Annotated in this window: 17 protein-coding genes and 1 tRNA gene; 12 read left to right on the top strand and 6 right to left on the bottom strand. The window is 45.0% G+C overall.

The features are described 5' to 3' along the window. Window positions 1-2: 2 nt before the first annotated feature. Genes L2096_RS05405 through L2096_RS05430 form a run of 6 tightly spaced genes read left to right on the top strand, consistent with a single transcriptional unit; the run spans window position 3 to window position 3,963 of the window. Window positions 3-566: a DUF3261 domain-containing protein gene (locus L2096_RS05405; protein WP_250364994.1), complete on the top strand. Its 564-nt coding sequence runs from the start codon at window positions 3-5 to the stop codon at window positions 564-566. A 10-nt stretch (window positions 567-576) separates the two neighbouring features. Further along, on the top strand, window positions 577-1,782 hold the full coding sequence (locus L2096_RS05410) for a beta-ketoacyl-[acyl-carrier-protein] synthase family protein (RefSeq protein ID WP_048765576.1): 1,206 nt from the start codon (window positions 577-579) through the stop codon (window positions 1,780-1,782). Further along, window positions 1,779-2,222, top strand: coding sequence for a hotdog family protein (locus tag L2096_RS05415; RefSeq protein ID WP_250364995.1), 444 nt, complete (start codon window positions 1,779-1,781; stop codon window positions 2,220-2,222). The genes L2096_RS05410 and L2096_RS05415 overlap by 4 nt, the downstream gene beginning before the upstream one ends. Beyond that, the gene (locus L2096_RS05420; protein WP_250364996.1) at window positions 2,219-2,944 is read left to right on the top strand and encodes a 3-ketoacyl-ACP reductase FabG2; all 726 of its coding nucleotides are present in this window, start codon (window positions 2,219-2,221) and stop codon (window positions 2,942-2,944) included. The genes L2096_RS05415 and L2096_RS05420 overlap by 4 nt, the downstream gene beginning before the upstream one ends. Window positions 2,945-3,003: 59 nt before the next feature. After that, on the top strand, window positions 3,004-3,648 hold the full coding sequence (locus L2096_RS05425) for a 4'-phosphopantetheinyl transferase family protein (protein ID WP_250364997.1): 645 nt from the start codon (window positions 3,004-3,006) through the stop codon (window positions 3,646-3,648). Window positions 3,649-3,690: 42 nt separating this feature from the next. Then, window positions 3,691-3,963, top strand: coding sequence for a hypothetical protein (locus L2096_RS05430; RefSeq protein ID WP_151794849.1), 273 nt, complete (start codon window positions 3,691-3,693; stop codon window positions 3,961-3,963). A gap of 64 nt (window positions 3,964-4,027) precedes the next feature. On the opposite strand, the gene secF is transcribed toward L2096_RS05430, so the two are convergent. The 5 genes from secF to queA form a co-directional block, all read right to left on the bottom strand. Beyond that, window positions 4,028-4,996 carry a protein translocase subunit SecF gene (gene secF, locus L2096_RS05435; RefSeq protein ID WP_119025193.1) on the bottom strand — a complete coding sequence of 323 codons (969 nt, stop codon included), beginning with the start codon at window positions 4,994-4,996 and terminating at the stop codon, window positions 4,028-4,030. An 8-nt stretch (window positions 4,997-5,004) separates the two neighbouring features. Then, a complete protein-coding gene (secD, locus tag L2096_RS05440; RefSeq protein ID WP_004932990.1) occupies window positions 5,005-6,906 on the bottom strand; it encodes a protein translocase subunit SecD in 1,902 nt (633 codons plus the stop codon). Between the two features lie 54 nt (window positions 6,907-6,960). After that, window positions 6,961-7,290: a preprotein translocase subunit YajC gene (yajC, locus tag L2096_RS05445; RefSeq protein ID WP_004919921.1), complete on the bottom strand. Its 330-nt coding sequence runs from the start codon at window positions 7,288-7,290 to the stop codon at window positions 6,961-6,963. Window positions 7,291-7,392: 102 nt separating this feature from the next. Beyond that, entirely contained in the window at window positions 7,393-8,523 is a 1,131-nt protein-coding gene (gene tgt, locus L2096_RS05450; protein WP_250364998.1) for a tRNA guanosine(34) transglycosylase Tgt, read from the bottom strand. Window positions 8,524-8,728: 205 nt separating this feature from the next. Continuing rightward, window positions 8,729-9,775: a tRNA preQ1(34) S-adenosylmethionine ribosyltransferase-isomerase QueA gene (queA, locus tag L2096_RS05455; RefSeq protein ID WP_250364999.1), complete on the bottom strand. Its 1,047-nt coding sequence runs from the start codon at window positions 9,773-9,775 to the stop codon at window positions 8,729-8,731. 178 nt (window positions 9,776-9,953) lie between these two features. On the opposite strand from queA, the gene L2096_RS05460 reads away from it, so the two are divergent. After that, window positions 9,954-10,040: transfer RNA gene (locus L2096_RS05460), tRNA-Leu, on the top strand. 59 nt (window positions 10,041-10,099) lie between these two features. Here the strand turns inward: L2096_RS05460 and L2096_RS05465 are convergent. Further along, window positions 10,100-11,473 (bottom strand): MFS transporter, encoded by a 1,374-nt coding sequence (locus L2096_RS05465; RefSeq protein WP_250365000.1) that lies wholly within the window; start codon window positions 11,471-11,473, stop codon window positions 10,100-10,102. A gap of 395 nt (window positions 11,474-11,868) precedes the next feature. Here L2096_RS05465 and L2096_RS05470 point away from each other — a divergent pair, with 395 nt between their 5' ends. The 5 genes from L2096_RS05470 to L2096_RS05490 all read left to right on the top strand — a co-directional run bounded on the left by L2096_RS05470 (window position 11,869) and on the right by L2096_RS05490 (window position 19,010). Next, a complete protein-coding gene (locus L2096_RS05470; protein ID WP_250365001.1) occupies window positions 11,869-13,293 on the top strand; it encodes an aldehyde dehydrogenase family protein in 1,425 nt (474 codons plus the stop codon). Between the two features lie 234 nt (window positions 13,294-13,527). After that, a complete protein-coding gene (locus L2096_RS05475) occupies window positions 13,528-13,746 on the top strand; it encodes a hypothetical protein (RefSeq protein WP_119690183.1) in 219 nt (72 codons plus the stop codon). Between the two features lie 221 nt (window positions 13,747-13,967). Next, the gene (locus L2096_RS05480; protein ID WP_004943606.1) at window positions 13,968-15,236 is read left to right on the top strand and encodes a sensor histidine kinase; all 1,269 of its coding nucleotides are present in this window, start codon (window positions 13,968-13,970) and stop codon (window positions 15,234-15,236) included. Between the two features lie 68 nt (window positions 15,237-15,304). Further along, window positions 15,305-18,055, top strand: a complete 2,751-nt coding sequence (gene glnE, locus L2096_RS05485; RefSeq protein WP_250365002.1) for a bifunctional [glutamate--ammonia ligase]-adenylyl-L-tyrosine phosphorylase/[glutamate--ammonia-ligase] adenylyltransferase — start codon at window positions 15,305-15,307, stop codon at window positions 18,053-18,055. 28 nt (window positions 18,056-18,083) lie between these two features. Beyond that, a complete protein-coding gene (locus L2096_RS05490; protein WP_004933014.1) occupies window positions 18,084-19,010 on the top strand; it encodes a branched-chain amino acid transaminase in 927 nt (308 codons plus the stop codon). The last annotated feature ends 21 nt before the right edge of the window (window positions 19,011-19,031 follow it).

Raw genomic sequence — 19,031 nt, forward strand, 5'->3', positions numbered from 1 at the left:
TCATGCCGATGTATTTAACAACATGCGGACGATGGATGGTGATTGGCGCAATCATGGCGGTGCTGAGTGCATGTCAAAGCTTTACGCCCAAAGCACCTGGATTGCCGCAGCCACAGTGGGCACAATTACAGCAACAACATCGCGATTACGTCCGACAGGATCAGGTCGATGTCCGTTGGCGCAGCAAGCAGTTTAGTTTTTTGCTGTATCAGCGTCAGCAAGGCGAAGCATTGCAAATGGTGGCATTGACCTTGACAGGACAGCAACTATTTGATGTGGACTACGATGGCCGTCGGGTGATCGTGAGGCAGCGAATTGATGAAATGCGACTGTTGCCATTTGAATTTTTAGTCCGCGATATTCTGGTGGCCACTTACCCTGATTTTACCAAGCAATCAAACGCTACGATAACGGTAAAACCCACCGCAACTGGCCAAGACGTTTATATTCAAAATCAAAAAGTATTGAATCTTCGGCACAGCTCCGACACGATCGATCTTGATAATATTCAGGTGCCGTATCATATGACCTTTTCATCCATTGAAAACACTTTAGAATCCAACTAGAACCATCATTATGCAAGATCAACATCACCATGCTGCTGCCGTTGGGATACAACTGAGTGCCAGCCTGTCGGCATTGGGCGACCAGCCGAGTCAACTGCGCACACAATTAGGCTGCTCGGATGTTGCGCCGAGTTTAAGCCTCCGTTCGGATCTACTTGTAGAGCGCGAGGTCTGGGTGGGTGCTTATACTGGTGAGATGGTTGAGCATTTACCACCTGAATGTGAAAAATGGCAATCACGTAACCTTAGGTTTGCTGTTACCGCATTACAGCAAATTGAAAAGCCACTTCGTCAAATGACAGCGCACTTAGATTCAACGCGATTGGCAGTGGTTGTGGGAACGTCAACGTCTGGTATTTCCGATAATGAGGCACTCTTTACCGCCCATTTTCATGATCAGCCGCATGCCAAAATTAATCATCACAAACAACAAATGAATGCATTGGCAAAAGGATTGCGTGCCTATTTGGGCTGGCAAGGACCTGCTTATACCATTTCAACAGCATGTTCATCGAGTGCCAAAGCTTTTATTTCCGGCCAGCGCTTGCTTCAAGCTGGATTGGTCGATGCAGTGCTGGTGGGTGGGGTCGATACGCTTTGCCGACTCACTTTAAATGGCTTTAACAGTTTAGAAAGTCTTTCACGCGAGATTTGTCAGCCCTGTGGTGACAAGCGTGATGGAATCAATATTGGAGAAGCAGCGGGGCTATTTTTACTCACCCGTGAGTCGGCCCCGATTATGCTGGTAGGTGTAGGTGAATCGATGGATGCTTGGCATATTTCTGCACCGCACCCAGAGGGTGTTGGAGCAGCACAGGCTATGCAGCGCGCACTTGATACAGCAGGTATTTTGCCTGAACAAATTGATTATCTGAATTTACATGGCACAGCAACCCCGCAAAATGACCAGATGGAAATCAAAGCAGTGCGTCAAGTTTTTGGCAAACAAGGCCCTCAACTGAGTAGCACCAAACATCGTACTGGACACTGTTTAGGTGCTGCGGGCGCGATTGAGGCATTTATTTGTCAGCACGTATTGCTTGATCAGTCGTGGCTGCCTCTCCATCAACAACATACGGGCTTAGACCCTGAACTCAATGATCAGCGCTATGTGATGGCTAATGATCATGCGCATACTTTGAATTATGTGATGAGTAATTCCTTTGCTTTTGGTGGCAGCAATGTCAGTTTGATTTTTGGACGGTGCCTAAAATGATCCTACAAGAAAAAGCCAGCCAGTATATTCCGCATGAGGCACCGATGCTGTTGGTGAATGATCTGATTGAAATCACCGATACGTATGCGGTGGCAAGTTTAAGCATTCAGCCGGACTTAATGTTTTGTACTGCACAAGGGCTACCCACCTGGACCAGTATCGAGCTAATGGCACAAACCATTAGTGCATTTTCAGGTTATCAGGGTCATTTAAACAGCGCAGGGCCCAAGGTGGGATTTTTGCTCGGGACACGTAAGCTGAATCTGCCTGTGCCATTTTTTGCCTTGGGGACACAGTTGACTATTCGGGTTGAGAAACAGTCGATGCATGATGGCTTAGGACAATTTGAGTGTTGTATTGATGAGGGTGGGTATCGTATTTGTGCCGTTCTTACCGTATATGAACCTCCTTCAATGACGCCAGAGCAGAGTCAAATATGAACAGACGTATTTTAGTCACAGGATCAAGTCGAGGCATTGGAAAAGCGATTGCGTTGGCGTTGGCACAGGCGGGGTTTGATGTGGTGGTGCATGCACGTTCACGCATTGACGAAGCCAATCACGTTGCTGATGAGATTCGAGCGCTGGGACGTCGCAGTGATGTCTTGATGTTTGATGTGACCGATCGTGAGCGAACTAAGCAACAACTTGAGGCCTTCATTGAACAGCATGGCGCTTTTTACGGGGTGGTGCTCAATGCTGGCTTGACCCGTGATGCAGCCTTTCCGGCACTGCTAGATGATGACTGGGATCAAGTGATTTCTACTTCGCTCGATGGTTTTTACAATGTATTGAAACCCATCATCATGCCGATGATTCAGTTGAGAAAAGGCGGCCGTATTGTGACGTTGTCTTCTGTTTCGGGCGTGATGGGCAATCGAGGGCAGGTCAACTATAGTGCAGCCAAAGCAGGACTGATTGGTGCAACCAAGGCCTTATCTCTTGAACTGGCCAAACGTAAAATCACCGTCAATTGTGTGGCACCAGGACTGATCGAAACCGAGATGGTCACAGAAGAGGTCAAGTCGCATGCTTTAGCCATGATCCCAATGCAACGCTTAGGTCAAGCCAACGAAGTGGCCGGTCTGGTTCGGTTTTTATGCTCCGATGAGGCATCCTACATCACCCGTCAGGTTATTTCCGTCAATGGGGGAATGCATTGATATCGCGTTGCTATACTCAAGCTGTGTTTGGCTCAAGACACCTGATTGAGGCTTGAGCTTTGAAAACGATTCAGGTTTATGTGTGTCCGCTTTCGGCAATTGTTCAGGCAGAAATGATCGATTTTGCTTCCAGACGTGATTATCAGCAGTATAAACGCGAGCAAATCTATGACTACCGCGACCAGCAGATTACCCGACATTTACACACATCAATCGATGCTCTGGATTATGCAGTAACCGCGCACGGAAAACCGTATTTACGCCATTCAACCTTGGCGTTTAATCATTCACACAGTCAGGATGACTATGCCTTGGCAATCAGTGATCGCGTGGTAGATATCGGTGTAGATATCGAAAGTTTGAATCGTAAAATCCGCTTTGATGCCTTGGCTCAGCATGCTTTTCACCCCGATGAGTATGCATGCTGGAAAGCTTTAGACGAAGATGTGCGTTATTGGTTCAAGGTATGGACCACCAAAGAAGCGATTTTAAAAGCGCATGGTATGGGTATACGACTCGATTTAAACACTCTAAATACGCACATGCATCCCACTTCTGATCAAGGTCAAATCGTAGATGATCGATTGGGGGTTTTTGCCTATCAGTGCTTCGATCTTGGCGCTGCCATGCTGTGTGTGGCATGGCGCTCAGACATCGGATGTGGTCAATTCATTCTGCCAAAAATACAAATTTTTCGTCCTTAAAATTAAATTTTCTTATTGTTGTTAACGTTTTGGACCATAAGTATGAAATTAAAAATACGTGATAAAGACATTCAATTTATTTACTATTTTTTTGCCACGATGATGGTGGTTTCGATGGTGGCTGCCTGTTATAAAAAATTTTTTCAGCATGCAGACCAGTTTGACCTATCTGTATTTTATACCTTTTTTGTCATGATGTTATTTGCCCGATTTTACTATGCGATTCAGTATGCACTCGAAAAGATTGAGCAGATTAATCGGCGAGAGCGCCAGCGTCAGCTCGATTTCGAGGCCAAAACCAAAACACAATCTTAAATGTAATTATTAAAAAAAATGCCAGCAGATTGCTGGCATTTTTAATAACACTCAAATTTAAAGATTATGGAATATCATCTTCAAATTCAGGTTTGACTTGAACCACAAAGTCTTGACGGTTCAGACCACGCCACAGTGCAAATGCTGTTCCGATATAAATCGAAGAGTAGGTTCCGACAAAGACACCTACAAACATTGCAACAGAGAACCATTTCAAGCCATCACCACCCAAGAACATCATGGCAAGAACCACGAGTAATAGGGTCATGGAAGTATGAATGGTACGTCTGAGAGTTTCGGTCAATGCAATGTCGACAATTTCACGTGGTGTTGCACCGCGAATCTTACGGAAATTTTCACGTATACGATCTGATACCACGATGTTATCATTCAGTGAGAAACCAATGACCGCCAAAACAGCCGCAAGCACGGTTAAATCGAACTGCCATTGAAACAGCGCGAAAGCACCAATGATAATAATGATATCGTGGAATAACGACATCACGGCGCCCATCGCAAGCTTGAATTCAAAACGAATGGTCACGTAGACCAGCATCAGAATCAATGCCAAAGCCACAGCGCCAGCAGAGCGTAGGTAAAGCTCGTTACCCACCTGTCCGCCAACAGCATCGACCTTGTGTACCATGGCCGTGTTATTTGGCAATTGCACTGCCTTGGTCAGCGCATTGCTAAGATCATCGACTTTGAGATCATCTTGTACAGGCATACGCACGATCAGATCTTTATTACTGCCAAGTGTTTGTACGACAGCATCTTTAAAGCCGGCTTTATCAAGCGCTTGTGAAACAGCGGACTGATTCACCGGTTGCGAATAATTCAGCTCTGCCGAAACGCCGCCAGTAAAGTCCAAACCGAGGTTAAGGCCCTTGGTTACAATAAAGAAGATACTGGCCAAGGTGAGCAAGACCGAGAAAATTGCCGCTGGTTTGGCAATTTTCATAAACGGAATTACCCGCTCGTTGTCTGGACGGCCATACTGCTTGGGTTTAGGTTGAGTCATATCAGTCATCATCGATCTCCTTATATGCTCAACTTTTTCAAGTTACGACGTTTGCCATAAATGAGCTGTACAATTGCACGGGTCACGGTAATGGCAGTAAACATCGAGCAGACAATACCAATCATCAGCGTCACTGCGAAACCTTTGATTGGACCTGTACCAATTGCAAACAAAATGAACGCCACCAAAAATGTGGTTAAGTTCGAGTCAAAAATGGTGTTGTAGGCACGATCATAGCCGGCCACAATGGCCTGCTTGGGTGAAGCCCCCCATTTGATTTCTTCACGTATTCGTTCACAAATTAGTACGTTCGCATCGACCGCCATCCCGATGGTAATGACGATACCGGCAATCCCCGGCAGGGTGAGCGAGGCACCAATCCAAGACATTACGGTGAGAATCATTGCCAAGTTAAACACGAGGGCAAAGTTTGCAATCAAACCAAACAAGCGGAAGAACACCACCATCCAGATCGCGACCAGAAGGAAGCCGACTTCAGTAGACAGAATCCCTTTGTCGATATTTTCCTGACCAAGGCTTGGACCAACCACGCGTTCTTCAACAAAGTACATTGGTGCTGCAAGCGCACCCGCACGAAGCATCAGCGCAAGTTCAGCCGCTTCTTGAGGAGAATCGAGACCAGTAATTCGGAACTGTGAGCCCAAAACAGCTTGAACAGTCGCGGCATTGATAATGACCGATTCGGTATATGGTGTACGCACTTCGGTTTGTGCACCAGTTGCCGGATCCGTCACATAACTGACGCGTTGTTTATTTTCGATAAACAACACCGCCATACGTTTACCCACTGCATTTCGTGTCGCATCTGCCATGAGCTTACCGCCAGCGCTGTCGAGCGTGATATTCACTTCGGCACCGCCTGTATCCTGACTAAAGCCAGAACTTGCGTTTTGCACACGTTCACCGGTCAAGATACGGTTGCGATTAAGCAACAACTGACGACCACTGTCGAGTGACTCATAGGCAAACAACTCTGTGCCCGGTGGCAATGGCTGACCATTATATTTACCGGTATACGGGTCGATATATTGATCATTTTGATCGGCAACCAAACGGAACTCAAGATTGGCCGTACGACCTAGAACACGCTTGGCTTCAGCAGTATCCTGAACGCCAGGTAATTCCACCACAATACGGTTGCTGCCTTGAGTTTGAACCAAAGCTTCAGCCACGCCCAACTCGTTAATACGGTTACGCAATGTGGTTAAGTTTTGGTTGACCGCATACGACTCGATCTCCTGACGACGAGCATCGGTGTAGCTCAGACGCAGTGATGCACCAGTTGCCGTTGCGACCGCCTGTTGTGTGTATTCGTTGCCATTACGACGTAAAAAGTCCATAGCCGTGTCGCGATCTGCGTTATTGGCAAATTGCAGTACAATCGCATTGTTGTTAAGCGATAAGCTATTGAACTTGATATTGTTGTCGCGGAATTGGCGGCGAATATCACTGACCGACGTTTCCATGCGCTGCGCAATCGCCTTGTTCATGTCCACTTCGAGCAAGAAGTGTACGCCACCACGTAAGTCGAGGCCCAGTTTCATTGGCTTGGCGCCAATTTTCTGAAGCCATTCTGGCGTGGTCGGGGCAAGGTTTAACGCCACCACATAGTTGTCGCCTAAATCACGACGCAATACGTCCTGTGCCTTGAGCTGATCTTCCGATGAGTTAAGACGTAACAGGGCAGCATTGTTGGCAAAGCTGTTGTCATGACTGGTGATGTTGGCAGTTTTTAAAATTTGCTCTGCTTTTTGCACCATGCTCTGGTCGATTTGAGTACCGGCTTTGGCACCAGAAATCTGAACAGCAGGCTCGTCTGGATACAAACTTGGCAGTGCGTATAAAGTGCTGATAATCAAAACAACAATGATCAGCACATATTTCCATGCAGGGTAACGCATTCGCTTTCTTCTTAAAATGAAAAAGTCGTGCGGGGTGCACGACTGTCTTTTTGATTAAAGGTTATTGAGTGTGCCTTCAGGTAAAACTGAAATCACACTAGCGCGTTGGATTTTAACTTCTACGCCACGGCTCAATTCAACCACAGCATAATCGCCTTCGATTTTGGTGATACGGCCCATTAAGCCACCAGCAAAAACAACTTCGCTGCCCACACCTAGGCTTTCAACCAAAGTACGATGTTCTTTGGCACGTTTCGATTGAGGACGCCAGATCAAGAAATAGAAGATTGCAACAAATACAACAATCATCAATATGTTAGCCATCATGCCTGGACCTTGCGGCGCCGCATCTGCAGCGTGAGCAGTAGAAATTAAAAAGCTCATTTTGGTTTCCTAAAGTTAAAAAATGGGCGTCAAATTATGACAAAAATACCAGTTCGCTCTGCAATTTACCTTGTCTTTTTGTTGAGCGCAAATTCTGATGAATTAATCCACCGGTGCGGGTGGTACATCTAAACCACGACGCGTGTAGAAGTCGGTGACAAACTCATCAAAGGTACCCTGCTCAAGTGCATCACGAATGCCTTGAGTCAGGCGTTGATAATACCGTAAGTTGTGAATTGTACCGAGCATTGATGCCAACATTTCACCACATTTTTCAAGATGGTAAAGGTAGGCACGTGTAAAGTTTTTGCAGGTATAGCAATCGCAATGTGGATCGAGCTGGCTTTGATCATGACGATATTTACTGTTGCGGATACGCACCAAACCGTCTGTCACAAAGTAATGACCGTTACGCGCATTACGGGTCGGCATTACGCAGTCAAACATATCGACACCACGGCGCACCGCTTCGACGATATCTTCCGGTTTACCCACACCCATTAGGTAGCGCGGCTTATCTTCTGGCATTTTAGCTGGCAGATAATCGAGTACCTTGATCATTTCTTCTTTCGGTTCGCCTACCGATAACCCACCAATGGCATAGCCATCAAATCCAATTTCGAGCAAACCATTAAGGGATTCATCACGCAAATCTTCATACATACCGCCCTGAATAATTCCAAATAGCGCATTGGTATTATTGAGTTGCTCGTGATGATGGGTTTTACAACGTTTGGCCCAGCGCAAAGACAACTGCAACGATTTTTGTGCTTCTTCGTGAGTGGCTGGGTAGGGCGTGCATTCGTCAAAAATCATCACGATGTCGGAGTTGAGCACTTGCTGGATTTCCATAGAAATCTCAGGTGACAAAAACACTTTTGAACCGTCAATCGGTGAGCGGAAGGTCACACCTTCTTCCTTGATTTTACGCATCGCGCCAAGGCTAAACACCTGAAAGCCGCCTGAATCGGTCAGAATCGGTTTATCCCACTTGATGAATTCATGTAATCCACCATGCTCTTTAATTACCTCAAGGCCCGGACGCAAGTACAGGTGAAAGGTGTTGCCTAAAATAATTTGCGCTTGAATTTCTTCGATATCGCGCGGCAACATCCCTTTTACAGTGCCGTATGTGCCAACAGGCATAAACACAGGTGTTTCGACCACACCGTGTGCAAGGGTTAAACGACCACGGCGGGCGCGGCCAGATTGACCTAATTTTTCAAACTTCATGCAACTTTCCAAATCAAGGCGAAAAAACAGTTCGCTGATTAACCTATTTAAAGGCGGCTATTTTCCTTGATTTGACCTGAGAGTGCTACTACTAAATGTACAAGATAACGAAAACACTAAAGGCGTTGCCTTAAGCATAAAAAATACCCGACGATATGTCGGGCATTTTTGAGTCAAACAGATACAACCTAAAGTATTAAACTTGTTAGTTGACTTGGGTTGCTGCGCGATCAATCAGCATGGCATCACCATAACTAAAAAAGCGATATTGGGCTTCTACAGCATGTGCATACGCATTTAAGATATTGTCGCGATTTGACAAGGCCGACACCAGCATCAGTAAGGTCGATTCTGGTAAATGGAAATTGGTGATGAGGCGATCAACCGCACAAAATTGATAGCCCGGATAAATAAAGATCTGGGTGTCGCCTGTCCATGCACCGATTTTTCCGCCATTGGCCTGTGCTGCACTTTCCAAGGCACGCGTGGCCGTTGTCCCGACAGCAATCACTTTATTGCCACGAGCTTGCACCTGACGAATCAATTCTGCGGTATGTTCAGGCACGTCACACCATTCACTGTGCATAATGTGATTTTTGATGTCGTCTGTACGTACCGGTAAAAAGGTACCAGCACCCACATGTAAGGTCACGAATGTTTTTTGAATGCCTTTGGCTTCAAGCTTGGCCAAGAGTGATTCATCGAAATGCAGGCTGGCGGTAGGTGCGGCCACACTGGCAATTTTATCTGGATTGTGAAACACCGTTTGATAGCGCTCGGTGTCGATGGCTTCGGCTTCACGGTTAAAATACGGCGGAATAGGCAATTGACCATAACGGTCAAGCACGCTCAAGATCGGCTGAGAAAATTCCACCACATAGAGATTTTCATGACGCCCTTGTACAGTGACAGAGACTTGATCTTCACCAATAAATAGCTCTGCACCAGCTTTAGGTGAATTACTGGATTTGATATGACAATGTGCAATCCGGTTATCGAGCATACGCTCTACCAATACCTCAACTGCTCCACCTGATGCGCGCTTGCCTTTGAGTCGGGCTTTCATGACCTTGGTGTCGTTTAATACCAAAAGGTCACCTTCATCGAGAAGCTCTAGAATGTCGGTAAAGGCATGGTCGTGATATTGACCCTGCGCATCAAGATGAAGCAGACGCGATGCGGAGCGTATTTCAAGTGGATAACGGGCAATCAGCTCGTCAGGCAGGTCAAAATTGAAATCGGAAAGTTGCATAACTCGAGTACAAACCAAAACGTGGCGATAGTATAGAGCTTTTCAAACCGATTGGGCAGCGCGCTTTTTTTATGATTTTTTACTGTTTGTACTAAAAGTGAGCAAAACTCAATATCTTAGCGTTGACAAGATTTTAAAATCAGATAATATACGCATCACAAAGCAGCATCATGCTCTTCCCGAGGTGGTGAAATTGGTAGACGCGGTGGACTCAAAATCCACTGTTCGAGAGAACGTGTCGGTTCGAGTCCGACCCTCGGGACCAAGATTCTAAAAACCCAGATCATTTAAATGGTCTGGGTTTTTTCTTGTCTAGACTCAATATTATTCTCTTTTTGATGACCATATAAAAGGCGCTGCTTTTTGTTGTTCTTCATTATCGGTTTCTAGGCGAATGCCTGTGCGATCTTTAAACACACAAATAGCCAGAAAAGCCAGCGTTGCCATCAAACATAGATAACTACTCACCCAAAAAATGCCATTTGGTTTGATAATCAGGGCCGCTGCAATTAGGGGCGCAAATGCACCGCCCATAATCGTGCCAATTGCATAAGTAATGGAAATGCTGGTAAAGCGAATAGATGCGGGAAAGAGCTCCGCATAAAACACGGCTTGTACGCCATAGGTCATTCCAATGCCCGCAGACAGTAACGCCAGACCAATCATAATATTAAGGTAGTTACCAGTTTGTACCAGCGGAAATAGGCAAAGTGCGGTCACAATTTGAATCACTGAGCCAATCACATATAAACGCTTACGACCATATTTGTCTGAGAGCACGGCAGTAAACCAAGTAAAAAATGTCCAGATTAGAGCAGAAACGCTGACCAGTGATAAAATGGTTGGTCGATCCAAGGCGAGGCCATTTGGATTGGTGGTATAGCTTTGCAAAAAACCACCTGCGGTCATGTAGCCCAGACATGTCGTGCCAGCAATCAGAAGTGCAGCCGTGAAAACGACTTTTTTATAGCTTTTAAACAGTGTTCGAATCGGCTGCTCGGCAGTGCCTTTTTGCTTCAGATCATCAAAAACTGGGCTCTCATCGACCGAGCGTCGAATCCAGTGTCCCAGTACAAATAAAAAAATACTCACCAGAAAAGGAATGCGCCAACCCCATTGTACAAATTCGTCCCCCGGTGAAACGTATCCGGTCATGATCACGAGCATGAGTGACGCCAATAACAAGCCCAACGGGACTCCCAGTTGAGGAAAAGCACTAAACATGCCGCGCTTGTCTTGAGGTGCATGTTCAACCGCCATGAGTACGGCGCCACCCCATTCGCCTCCTGTCGAAATGCCCTGAATGATTCGAAGTACTATGAGTAAAATGGGCGCTGCAATGCCAATCGTGTCGTAGCTGGGGAGTAACCCGATGGCCACAGTACTCATTCCCATCATGATGAGAGTGACACTTAAAATAGTTTTACGGCCAATTTTGTCACCAAAATAGCCTGCCACGAAGGCACCAAGTGGACGAAAAATAAAACTGATTCCCACCGATGCAAACACCAATAGTGTCGCAAAAACTGGGCCTGCGGGTTTAAAAAACAACTGATTAAAGACCAGTCCGGCCACTGCGGCATAAATAAAATAATCATACCACTCGATGGTGGTGCCGGCTAAAGTGGCAAAGGCGATTTTTTGTGTACTCTGCTGTGCATGTGGCCTGCTTAAGGGGAGTGACGTGGCTTTTTCCATGTGGTGTTTTCCTTTTCAATTCTTGTCATATTTTTAGCTCTTATGCTGCCGATGTTGGTGAATTCCTGTTCAAAACATCGCCACTTGAGTATGATTTAAAAAATAAATAAAAGATACATAAAAATAAATAATAAAATTAAAACGTATCGTAAATATTTTTTTAAAATTATATTAATCATTGGTTTATTATTTTTTTAACTATATATGATATGAAATAATAAACGAATACAATATTATGTATGAATAAATAAGTATGTTGATACGACATGATCGGCAGAATGCTAGCTCATCTGTAAAAAGCATCTGCCAGTCACAAGAAAGAAAGTCGGGAAGTACAAGCGTTCGATACAACGTAATAAAAAACGCATCAACAAAAAATGCCAAGGAAAAATACAATGACGGAGATCACCATGAATACAGCGATGTATTATGCAGGCAAGGCAATAGAAGGACAGGGCCCAACATTTGAGGTCATTAATCCTGCGACCGAAAGCGTCATTGTCAAATGCAAAGTGGCAACCACAGCACAGGTCGATGATGCTGTTTTGGCTGCAAAAAAAGCCTTTGAACAATGGCAATATACCTCTGACGAACAGATTCGCTTGAGTCTGGATCGAATTGCACAAGATATTAAAGCTGAGCGTTCAGTATTGGCTGAGCTGATTACTCTTGAGCAAGGTAAGCCGCTATTTTTAGCCGAAATGGAAGTGGATATGGCGCTGTACTGGCTTGAGGTGACCAATCAGTTTGAAGTGCCAGTTTTGCAGCATACCGATCCAATGGGTAAACAGATGAGCATTTATCATCGTCCATTGGGCGTGATTGCCTCGATTACACCGTGGAACTGGCCGTTTATGATTGCCATCTGGCACTTAATTCCGGCACTGAAAACCAAAAACTGTGTCATCAACAAGCCTTCAGAATTTACGCCACTGAGCACCATCAAACTGATTGAAATCATTCAGCGACATGTACCCGCAGGCGTATGTAATCTGGTGCTGGGTGCGGGTGAGGTAGGTGCTGCATTGAGTCAGCATCCAGAAATTGAGAAAGTTGTATTTACAGGCTCTACTGCTGTGGGCAAAAAAATCCTGTCTGCGGCAACCGATCAACTCAAGCATGTGGTGCTTGAGCTTGGGGGGAATGATGCCGCGATTGTGTTGCAAGATGTCGATGTGGCAGAAACGGCGCAAAAGATTTTTATGAGTGCTTTTTTAAATGCCGGCCAAACCTGTGCCTGTATTAAACGTTTGTATGTACATGAGAGCATTTTTGATCAAATGGTGGCGACACTGGCACAAATTGCCGATGCTCAGGTACTGGGCAATGGTCGTAATACGGACACCACGCTTGGTCCAGTGCAAAACCGCAATCAGTATCTTAAAGTCAAAAATATGATTGAGGATGCCGTTGCACAAGGCGCCAAAATTGCGAATCAGAATCTTGCTCGAGTACCTGAGGCGGGCTATTTTATTGCACCTTTAATTTTAACCCATGTCGATGAGCACAGTGAAATCTTTGCAAAAGAGCAATTTGGGCCAGTATTACCTGTCGTAAGCTTTCGCAATATTGATGAAGTGATTGCGCAATCTAATCAGTCTTCCTATGCATTGGGTGGTTCAGTATGGACGCAAGACATGGCTCAAGCCCACCAAATTGCAGCAAAAATGCAGACTGGTACAGTGTGGATTAACAGTCATGCCGATGTGTCACCGTTTGCAGAGTTTGGAGGCTGGAAACAGTCTGGATTAGGGTATGCGTTTGGTTTAGATGGCTTACTGATGTTTACTAAAAAGCAAGCCATCCAGTACGCAGTCTAGCTGACTCAGTATTCATCTAACCACTTTTTGAGACGATGTACGTTAAAAATACAATCACCATCTAAAGTAGCTTTTTAATGAACTCAAAATAGTGTTGCAAATGAGATGGATAGCAGCACAGATCAAATTGATATTACACATTGAAACAATGCCATAAAATTTAACAAGTTAGCGAGATGGTTGAGCAAAAATCATGCTATACAAAAAGGCAGTAAAAAATTTAGGAAGAACACGATGAATCGTTTAGAAATTAAGGTGAAAGATCAATTTGAAAAAGTATATCCTGCGATTGCGCTATTAAAAGATCAGCTCAAATCGCCTACAGGTGCAGAACTGAGCCTGTATCAGCGTGTCGAGAAAATCGAGGTGGAAAATGAAACGATTCTCCCTTCGACAGAGCTACTCTTTGAAAGCCAAGAGAGCAACCGTATTTATCGGATTGTCGGTGGATAGCAAATACGCTCACGCATAAAAAATTCAGTCACCACCTCATGTTCGCATGGGGTGGTTTTTTATACGTGTTTTACGTTGGTAACAGGAGAGGGTCTGTCGTTTTCTAATTGCTTTTATTAGAAAAATTTGTTAAATGTATAAGGTGTATCCCTATTTTGTTGCGCTGTTGTTTAAATTTATTAAATCTACTCAATAATAATCACAATCGTGGCGAGGCTCGCATGAAAATGCAACTAATACGACTTGATCAAGCAGATCAGCTAAGTGCATGCCGCCTATCGCTTCTGCTTGGACTCAATAGTGACAATGACCTAGTACAACGCTATGTCAGTTTTACCACTAAGCTTCTCAATGTCAAATATGCCATTCTAAGCTTTGAGGAAGAACCGTACGTATGGCATATCAATCATGACGGTCTTCATGCTTTATCTAAAATCGAATTAATACCATCGTTGCGTGCAGTGCATAACATGGATGTTCTCGATGCTGTGCACCCGCAATATATGCATTTATGTCAGGTGCTACAGACATTGGGTGTAAATTATCAGCGTTTAATTGCGATTAATTTACAAAAATCCGATCAGCAGTCGATAGGGGTTGCTATCTTTTTTGATGATGAACTGACATCTTTTGATCCAACCAGTATTGAACTGGTACAGAGCTATACCGCTGGATTTGTGCGCCATGCCGAACTCAAGTTTAATTTTGAAGAGCTCAGAGAACTTTATGAGCAGCAGTCAGCGCTGAATTTTAGTAAAAACAAATTCTTTTCAATTATTGCACACGACCTACGTGCTCCATTTCATGGTTTGCTGGGTTTCTCTGAAGTATTGGCCAAAGAGCGTGAAACATTAGATGAGTCAAGTGTTCAAAATATAGCAGACTATCTTTATGACACTTCGCAGTCGACCTACAACTTGCTTGAGAGTTTACTCAATTGGGCGATGGCTGAGGGCGGGCGATTCGTATACCATCCCATCAGTTTTAATCTTAAGCAAGTGACCACCATTGTCATGAGCATTTTGAATACCTTTGCGCTGAAAAAAAATATTCAGCTCATCGACGATGTACCTGAAGATATCAAGCTTTTTGCCGATATCAACATGATTACTTCGCTGATTCAAAACTTGGTGTCGAATGCACTGAAATTCACGCCTATGGACGGTACAGGCCGGGTCAGTATTTCGGCTAGGCAAATTGCTGAAAATGTTGAAATTGCTGTACAGGATACGGGTCATGGCATGACCGAGTCGCAGCTTAAAGAAGTCTTTCAGCCACGTATTACGGTAAGTTTTCGTGGAACCGCTGGAGAAAAAGGTGCAGGTTTAGGGCTCACCTTGTGTAAGCGCTTTGTCGATTTAAATCTTGGTTCGATTAAGGTTGAATCAAAAGAAGGCGAAGGTACAACTTTTCGTGTGATATTGCCTGCGGCGCAGCACGTAACCGACAATGTGATTGAACATGCTGATACAGAAGTAAAATTGGTTTAAATAGATTTCCCATCTTTAGCATGTAACTGCTATAACTATGCAAACACTCAAGTTGCAGGTTTGATTCAATGAATGCTGAGCAGTTACAAATAACTTTAAGATCAAGTCAATACGCAGAACACGTGCTCGAATTACACCGCACCTTTCTCGAGCAGGACTTTCAACTTGATCGGTTTACTGCTCACCTTTCCCGTGACGATATTTTTCAAACAGTTGAACAAACACTCGAGGGTATTGAAGACGAAGCCACATGGATGAAAAGCCTGCGGATTCTTCGTGCACGTTTGATGTTTCGCTGGATCTGGCAAGATGCCAATCAACAGACCGATGTGGTCACGCTCACCCGCGAACTCTCCGATTTTGCCGATGCCAGTATTTGTGCCGCTAAACGCTTTGCATTAGGGCCTTTGCTGGCCAAGCACGGCGAACCGCTGGGTTATTCTGGTGAAGTTCAAGATTTAATCGTGATTGGTATGGGCAAACTAGGTGCTCAAGAACTCAATCTCTCTAGTGATATCGACCTGATTTTTGCCTTCGATGAACAAGGTGAAACGCAGGGCAGAAAATCCATCGATGTACAGCAATTTTGTATTTTGTGGGGACAAAAACTCATTTATCTGCTCGATCATATCACCGCAGATGGCTTTGTTTTTCGTGTTGATATGCGTTTAAGGCCGTGGGGCGATGGCTCAGCCTTGGCGATTAGTCATGTGGCCTTGGAAAAATACTTGATTCAGCACGGACGCGAGTGGGAGCGCTATGCGTGGATCAAAGCCCGTATTATCAGTGGGGGCGTTCATGGCGAACATTTGATGGAGATGACTCGGCCTTTTGTATTTCGTCGTTACGTCGACTATTCGGCATTTGAAGCCATGCGTGAAATGAAAAGCATGATTGAGCGTGAAGTCGCACGTCGTAATATCGCCGATGACATCAAGCTTGGAGCAGGTGGTATTCGCGAAGTCGAGTTTATTGTTCAGGTATTTCAGCTCATTTATGGCGGTTCAAAACGTGAGCTGCAAGATCGGCAGTGTTTGGTAAGTTTGCATCATCTTGGGCAAGTCGGGCTACTTACGCCTGAGGCAGTGGTGCAACTTGAAGATGCTTATCTGTTTCTCAGACGCGTCGAACATGCGATTCAGGCCTTGAATGATCAGCAAACCCAATCTTTGCCACATGATCCAGAGCTGCGTCAGCGTATTTTGGATACCTTGCATTACCCGACTTGGGATGCGTTTTTAAATACACTCAACACCAAACGTGAAAAAGTCAGTGAACAATTTAAGCATTTGATTCAGGATGAAATATCAGCACCTGAGCAGACCGATACACAGCTTGAGCAGCGACTTGCCGAAGTGCTAGATGATGCATCTAAAAACTTGATTTACGAGTTTTGGCACGGTAATGCCCTAAAAAAACTACCTGCGAAAGCTGTACAACGTTTAAAAGATTTTTGGCCATACTTGATTGAGGCAATTTTACAATCTGAACACCCTCAACTGGCCTTGATGCGTTTGATGCCTTTGGTCGAGTCGGTTATGCGCCGGACGGTCTATCTGGTCATGTTGATGGAAAGTCGCGGTGCCATGCAGCGTTTGGTCAAAATGGCTACCGTCAGTCCATGGATCTGTGAAGAACTGAGTCAGTATCCGGTATTGCTCGATGAGTTTTTGACCATGGATTTTGGTCTGCCTACCCGTCAAGATCTTGAAGACTCATTACGTCAGCAGCTATTACGGATTGAACTAGATCAAGTCGAAGAACAAATGCAGGTATTGCGCTTGTTTAAAAAAAGCAATGTCCTGACTGTGGCAGCCAGTGATGTGCTGGCTGAAAGTCCACTCATGAAAGTTTCTGATGCATTGACCGATATTGCAGAAGTCAGTGTGGCGGCCACACTGCAACTGTCATATCAGACCGTGGCTAAAAAACACGGCTATCCACAAGATGTTACGGGTAACCGCTGCTCAGCCGATCATTTAGGATTTGCCGTAATAGGCTATGGCAAGCTCGGTGGCATTGAGCTGGGTTACGGCTCAGATCTGGATCTGGTCTTTATTCATTCTTTTGATGAGCAAGCCGAAACTGATGGCAATAAAACCATTACCGGATTTGAGTTTGCCATGCGGGTGGCACAGAAATTTCTCTCATACATGACCACACAAACCCTCGATGGTCGTGTTTATGAAATTGATACGCGACTCAGACCTTCTGGAGAGGCCGGGCTTTTAGTGACGAGCCTAAAAGCCTTTGAGCAGTATCAGCTTAAAAATGCATGGCTCTGGGAACATCAAGCGCTGGTTCGTGCACGCTCGATTGCCGGTGAGCCTGAACTACGCGAAAAGTTTGAGGCGATTCGCTGTCAGATTCTGACTCAGCCGCGCGATGAAGCACATGTGCGCGCTGAAGTGCTCAAAATGCGTCAGAAGATGAAAGATCATCTAGGCTCATCAAATGAACAAAAAAAACATGGGATTTTTCATTTAAAACAGGATGCGGGAGGTATCGTTGACATCGAATTTATGGCACAGTATGTGGTTCTAGCATGGAGTGGGTCGAATTCTGATCTCGCCCATTTTTCCGATAATGTGAGAATTCTAGAAGATGCTGCTCAAGCAGGCTGCTTATCCAGTGAAGATGCCACAGCATTAATACACGCTTATCTAAGCGAACGAGCCGAGAGCCACCGTTTAGCACTTGCAAATCAATCCATGCAAGTGAACGCTGCGGATTGGCACGATACCCGAGTGATCGTTTGCAAGTTATGGCAAAGATTAATAGATCCAACGGCAAATTTTATGGCGTTGGAGAGTAAATAATTGTGTAAAAAAATTTGGAGTGTGTGCCATGAATTTGGCTGATCGTGATGGTTTTATTTGGCAAGATGGACAATTAATCGACTGGCGTGATGCAAAAATCCACGTCTTAACTCATACACTACATTACAGTATGGGTGTGTTTGAGGGTGTCCGTGCCTATGAAACGCCTCAAGGCACAGCAATTTTCCGTCTTAAAGAGCATACAAAACGTTTGTTAAATTCAGCAAAAATTTATCAAATGAAAGTGCCATTTGATCAAGCAACGCTTGAACAGGCACAAATTGATGTTGTACGTGAAAACAAGCTCGCATCATGCTACTTACGTCCACTGATCTGGATTGGTTCTGAAAAACTGGGTATCGCTGCAACCGACAATACCATTCATGCTGCTGTTGCGGCATGGAGCTGGGGTGCTTACCTTGGCGAAGAAGCAATGGCGAAAGGGATTCGTGTGAAAACATCATCGTTTACGCACCATCATCCTAACGTGACCATGTGTAAAGCCAAAGCGTCAGGTAACTATACCTTGTCGATTCTTGCACATCAGGAAGTCGCGCATTCAGGTTATGACGAAGCGATGTTGATGGACCCACAAGGCTATGTGTGTCAGGGTTCTGGTGAAAACGTATTCTTGGTAAAAGATGGCGTGCTGCATACCCCAGATATCGCAGGCGGTGCGTTGGACGGTATTACACGTCAAACAGTGATTACTATTGCCAAAGACTTAGGTTATGACGTGGTTGAGCGCCGTATCACCCGTGACGAATTCTACATCGCCGATGAAGCGTTCTTTACTGGTACTGCCGCAGAAGTGACACCAATTCGTGAATACGATGACCGTGAAATTGGTGAAGGATGCCGTGGCCCAATTACCACAGAAATCCAGAAAACCTTCTTTGATGCGGTTCAGGGTAAAAATCCAAAATATGAACACTGGTTAACTTACGTGAAGTAAGCGAATCAGTTAAGATCAAGG

It is taken from the genome of Acinetobacter sp. ACZLY 512 (assembly GCF_023614015.1).
Classification (GTDB): Bacteria; Pseudomonadota; Gammaproteobacteria; order Pseudomonadales; family Moraxellaceae; genus Acinetobacter; species Acinetobacter soli.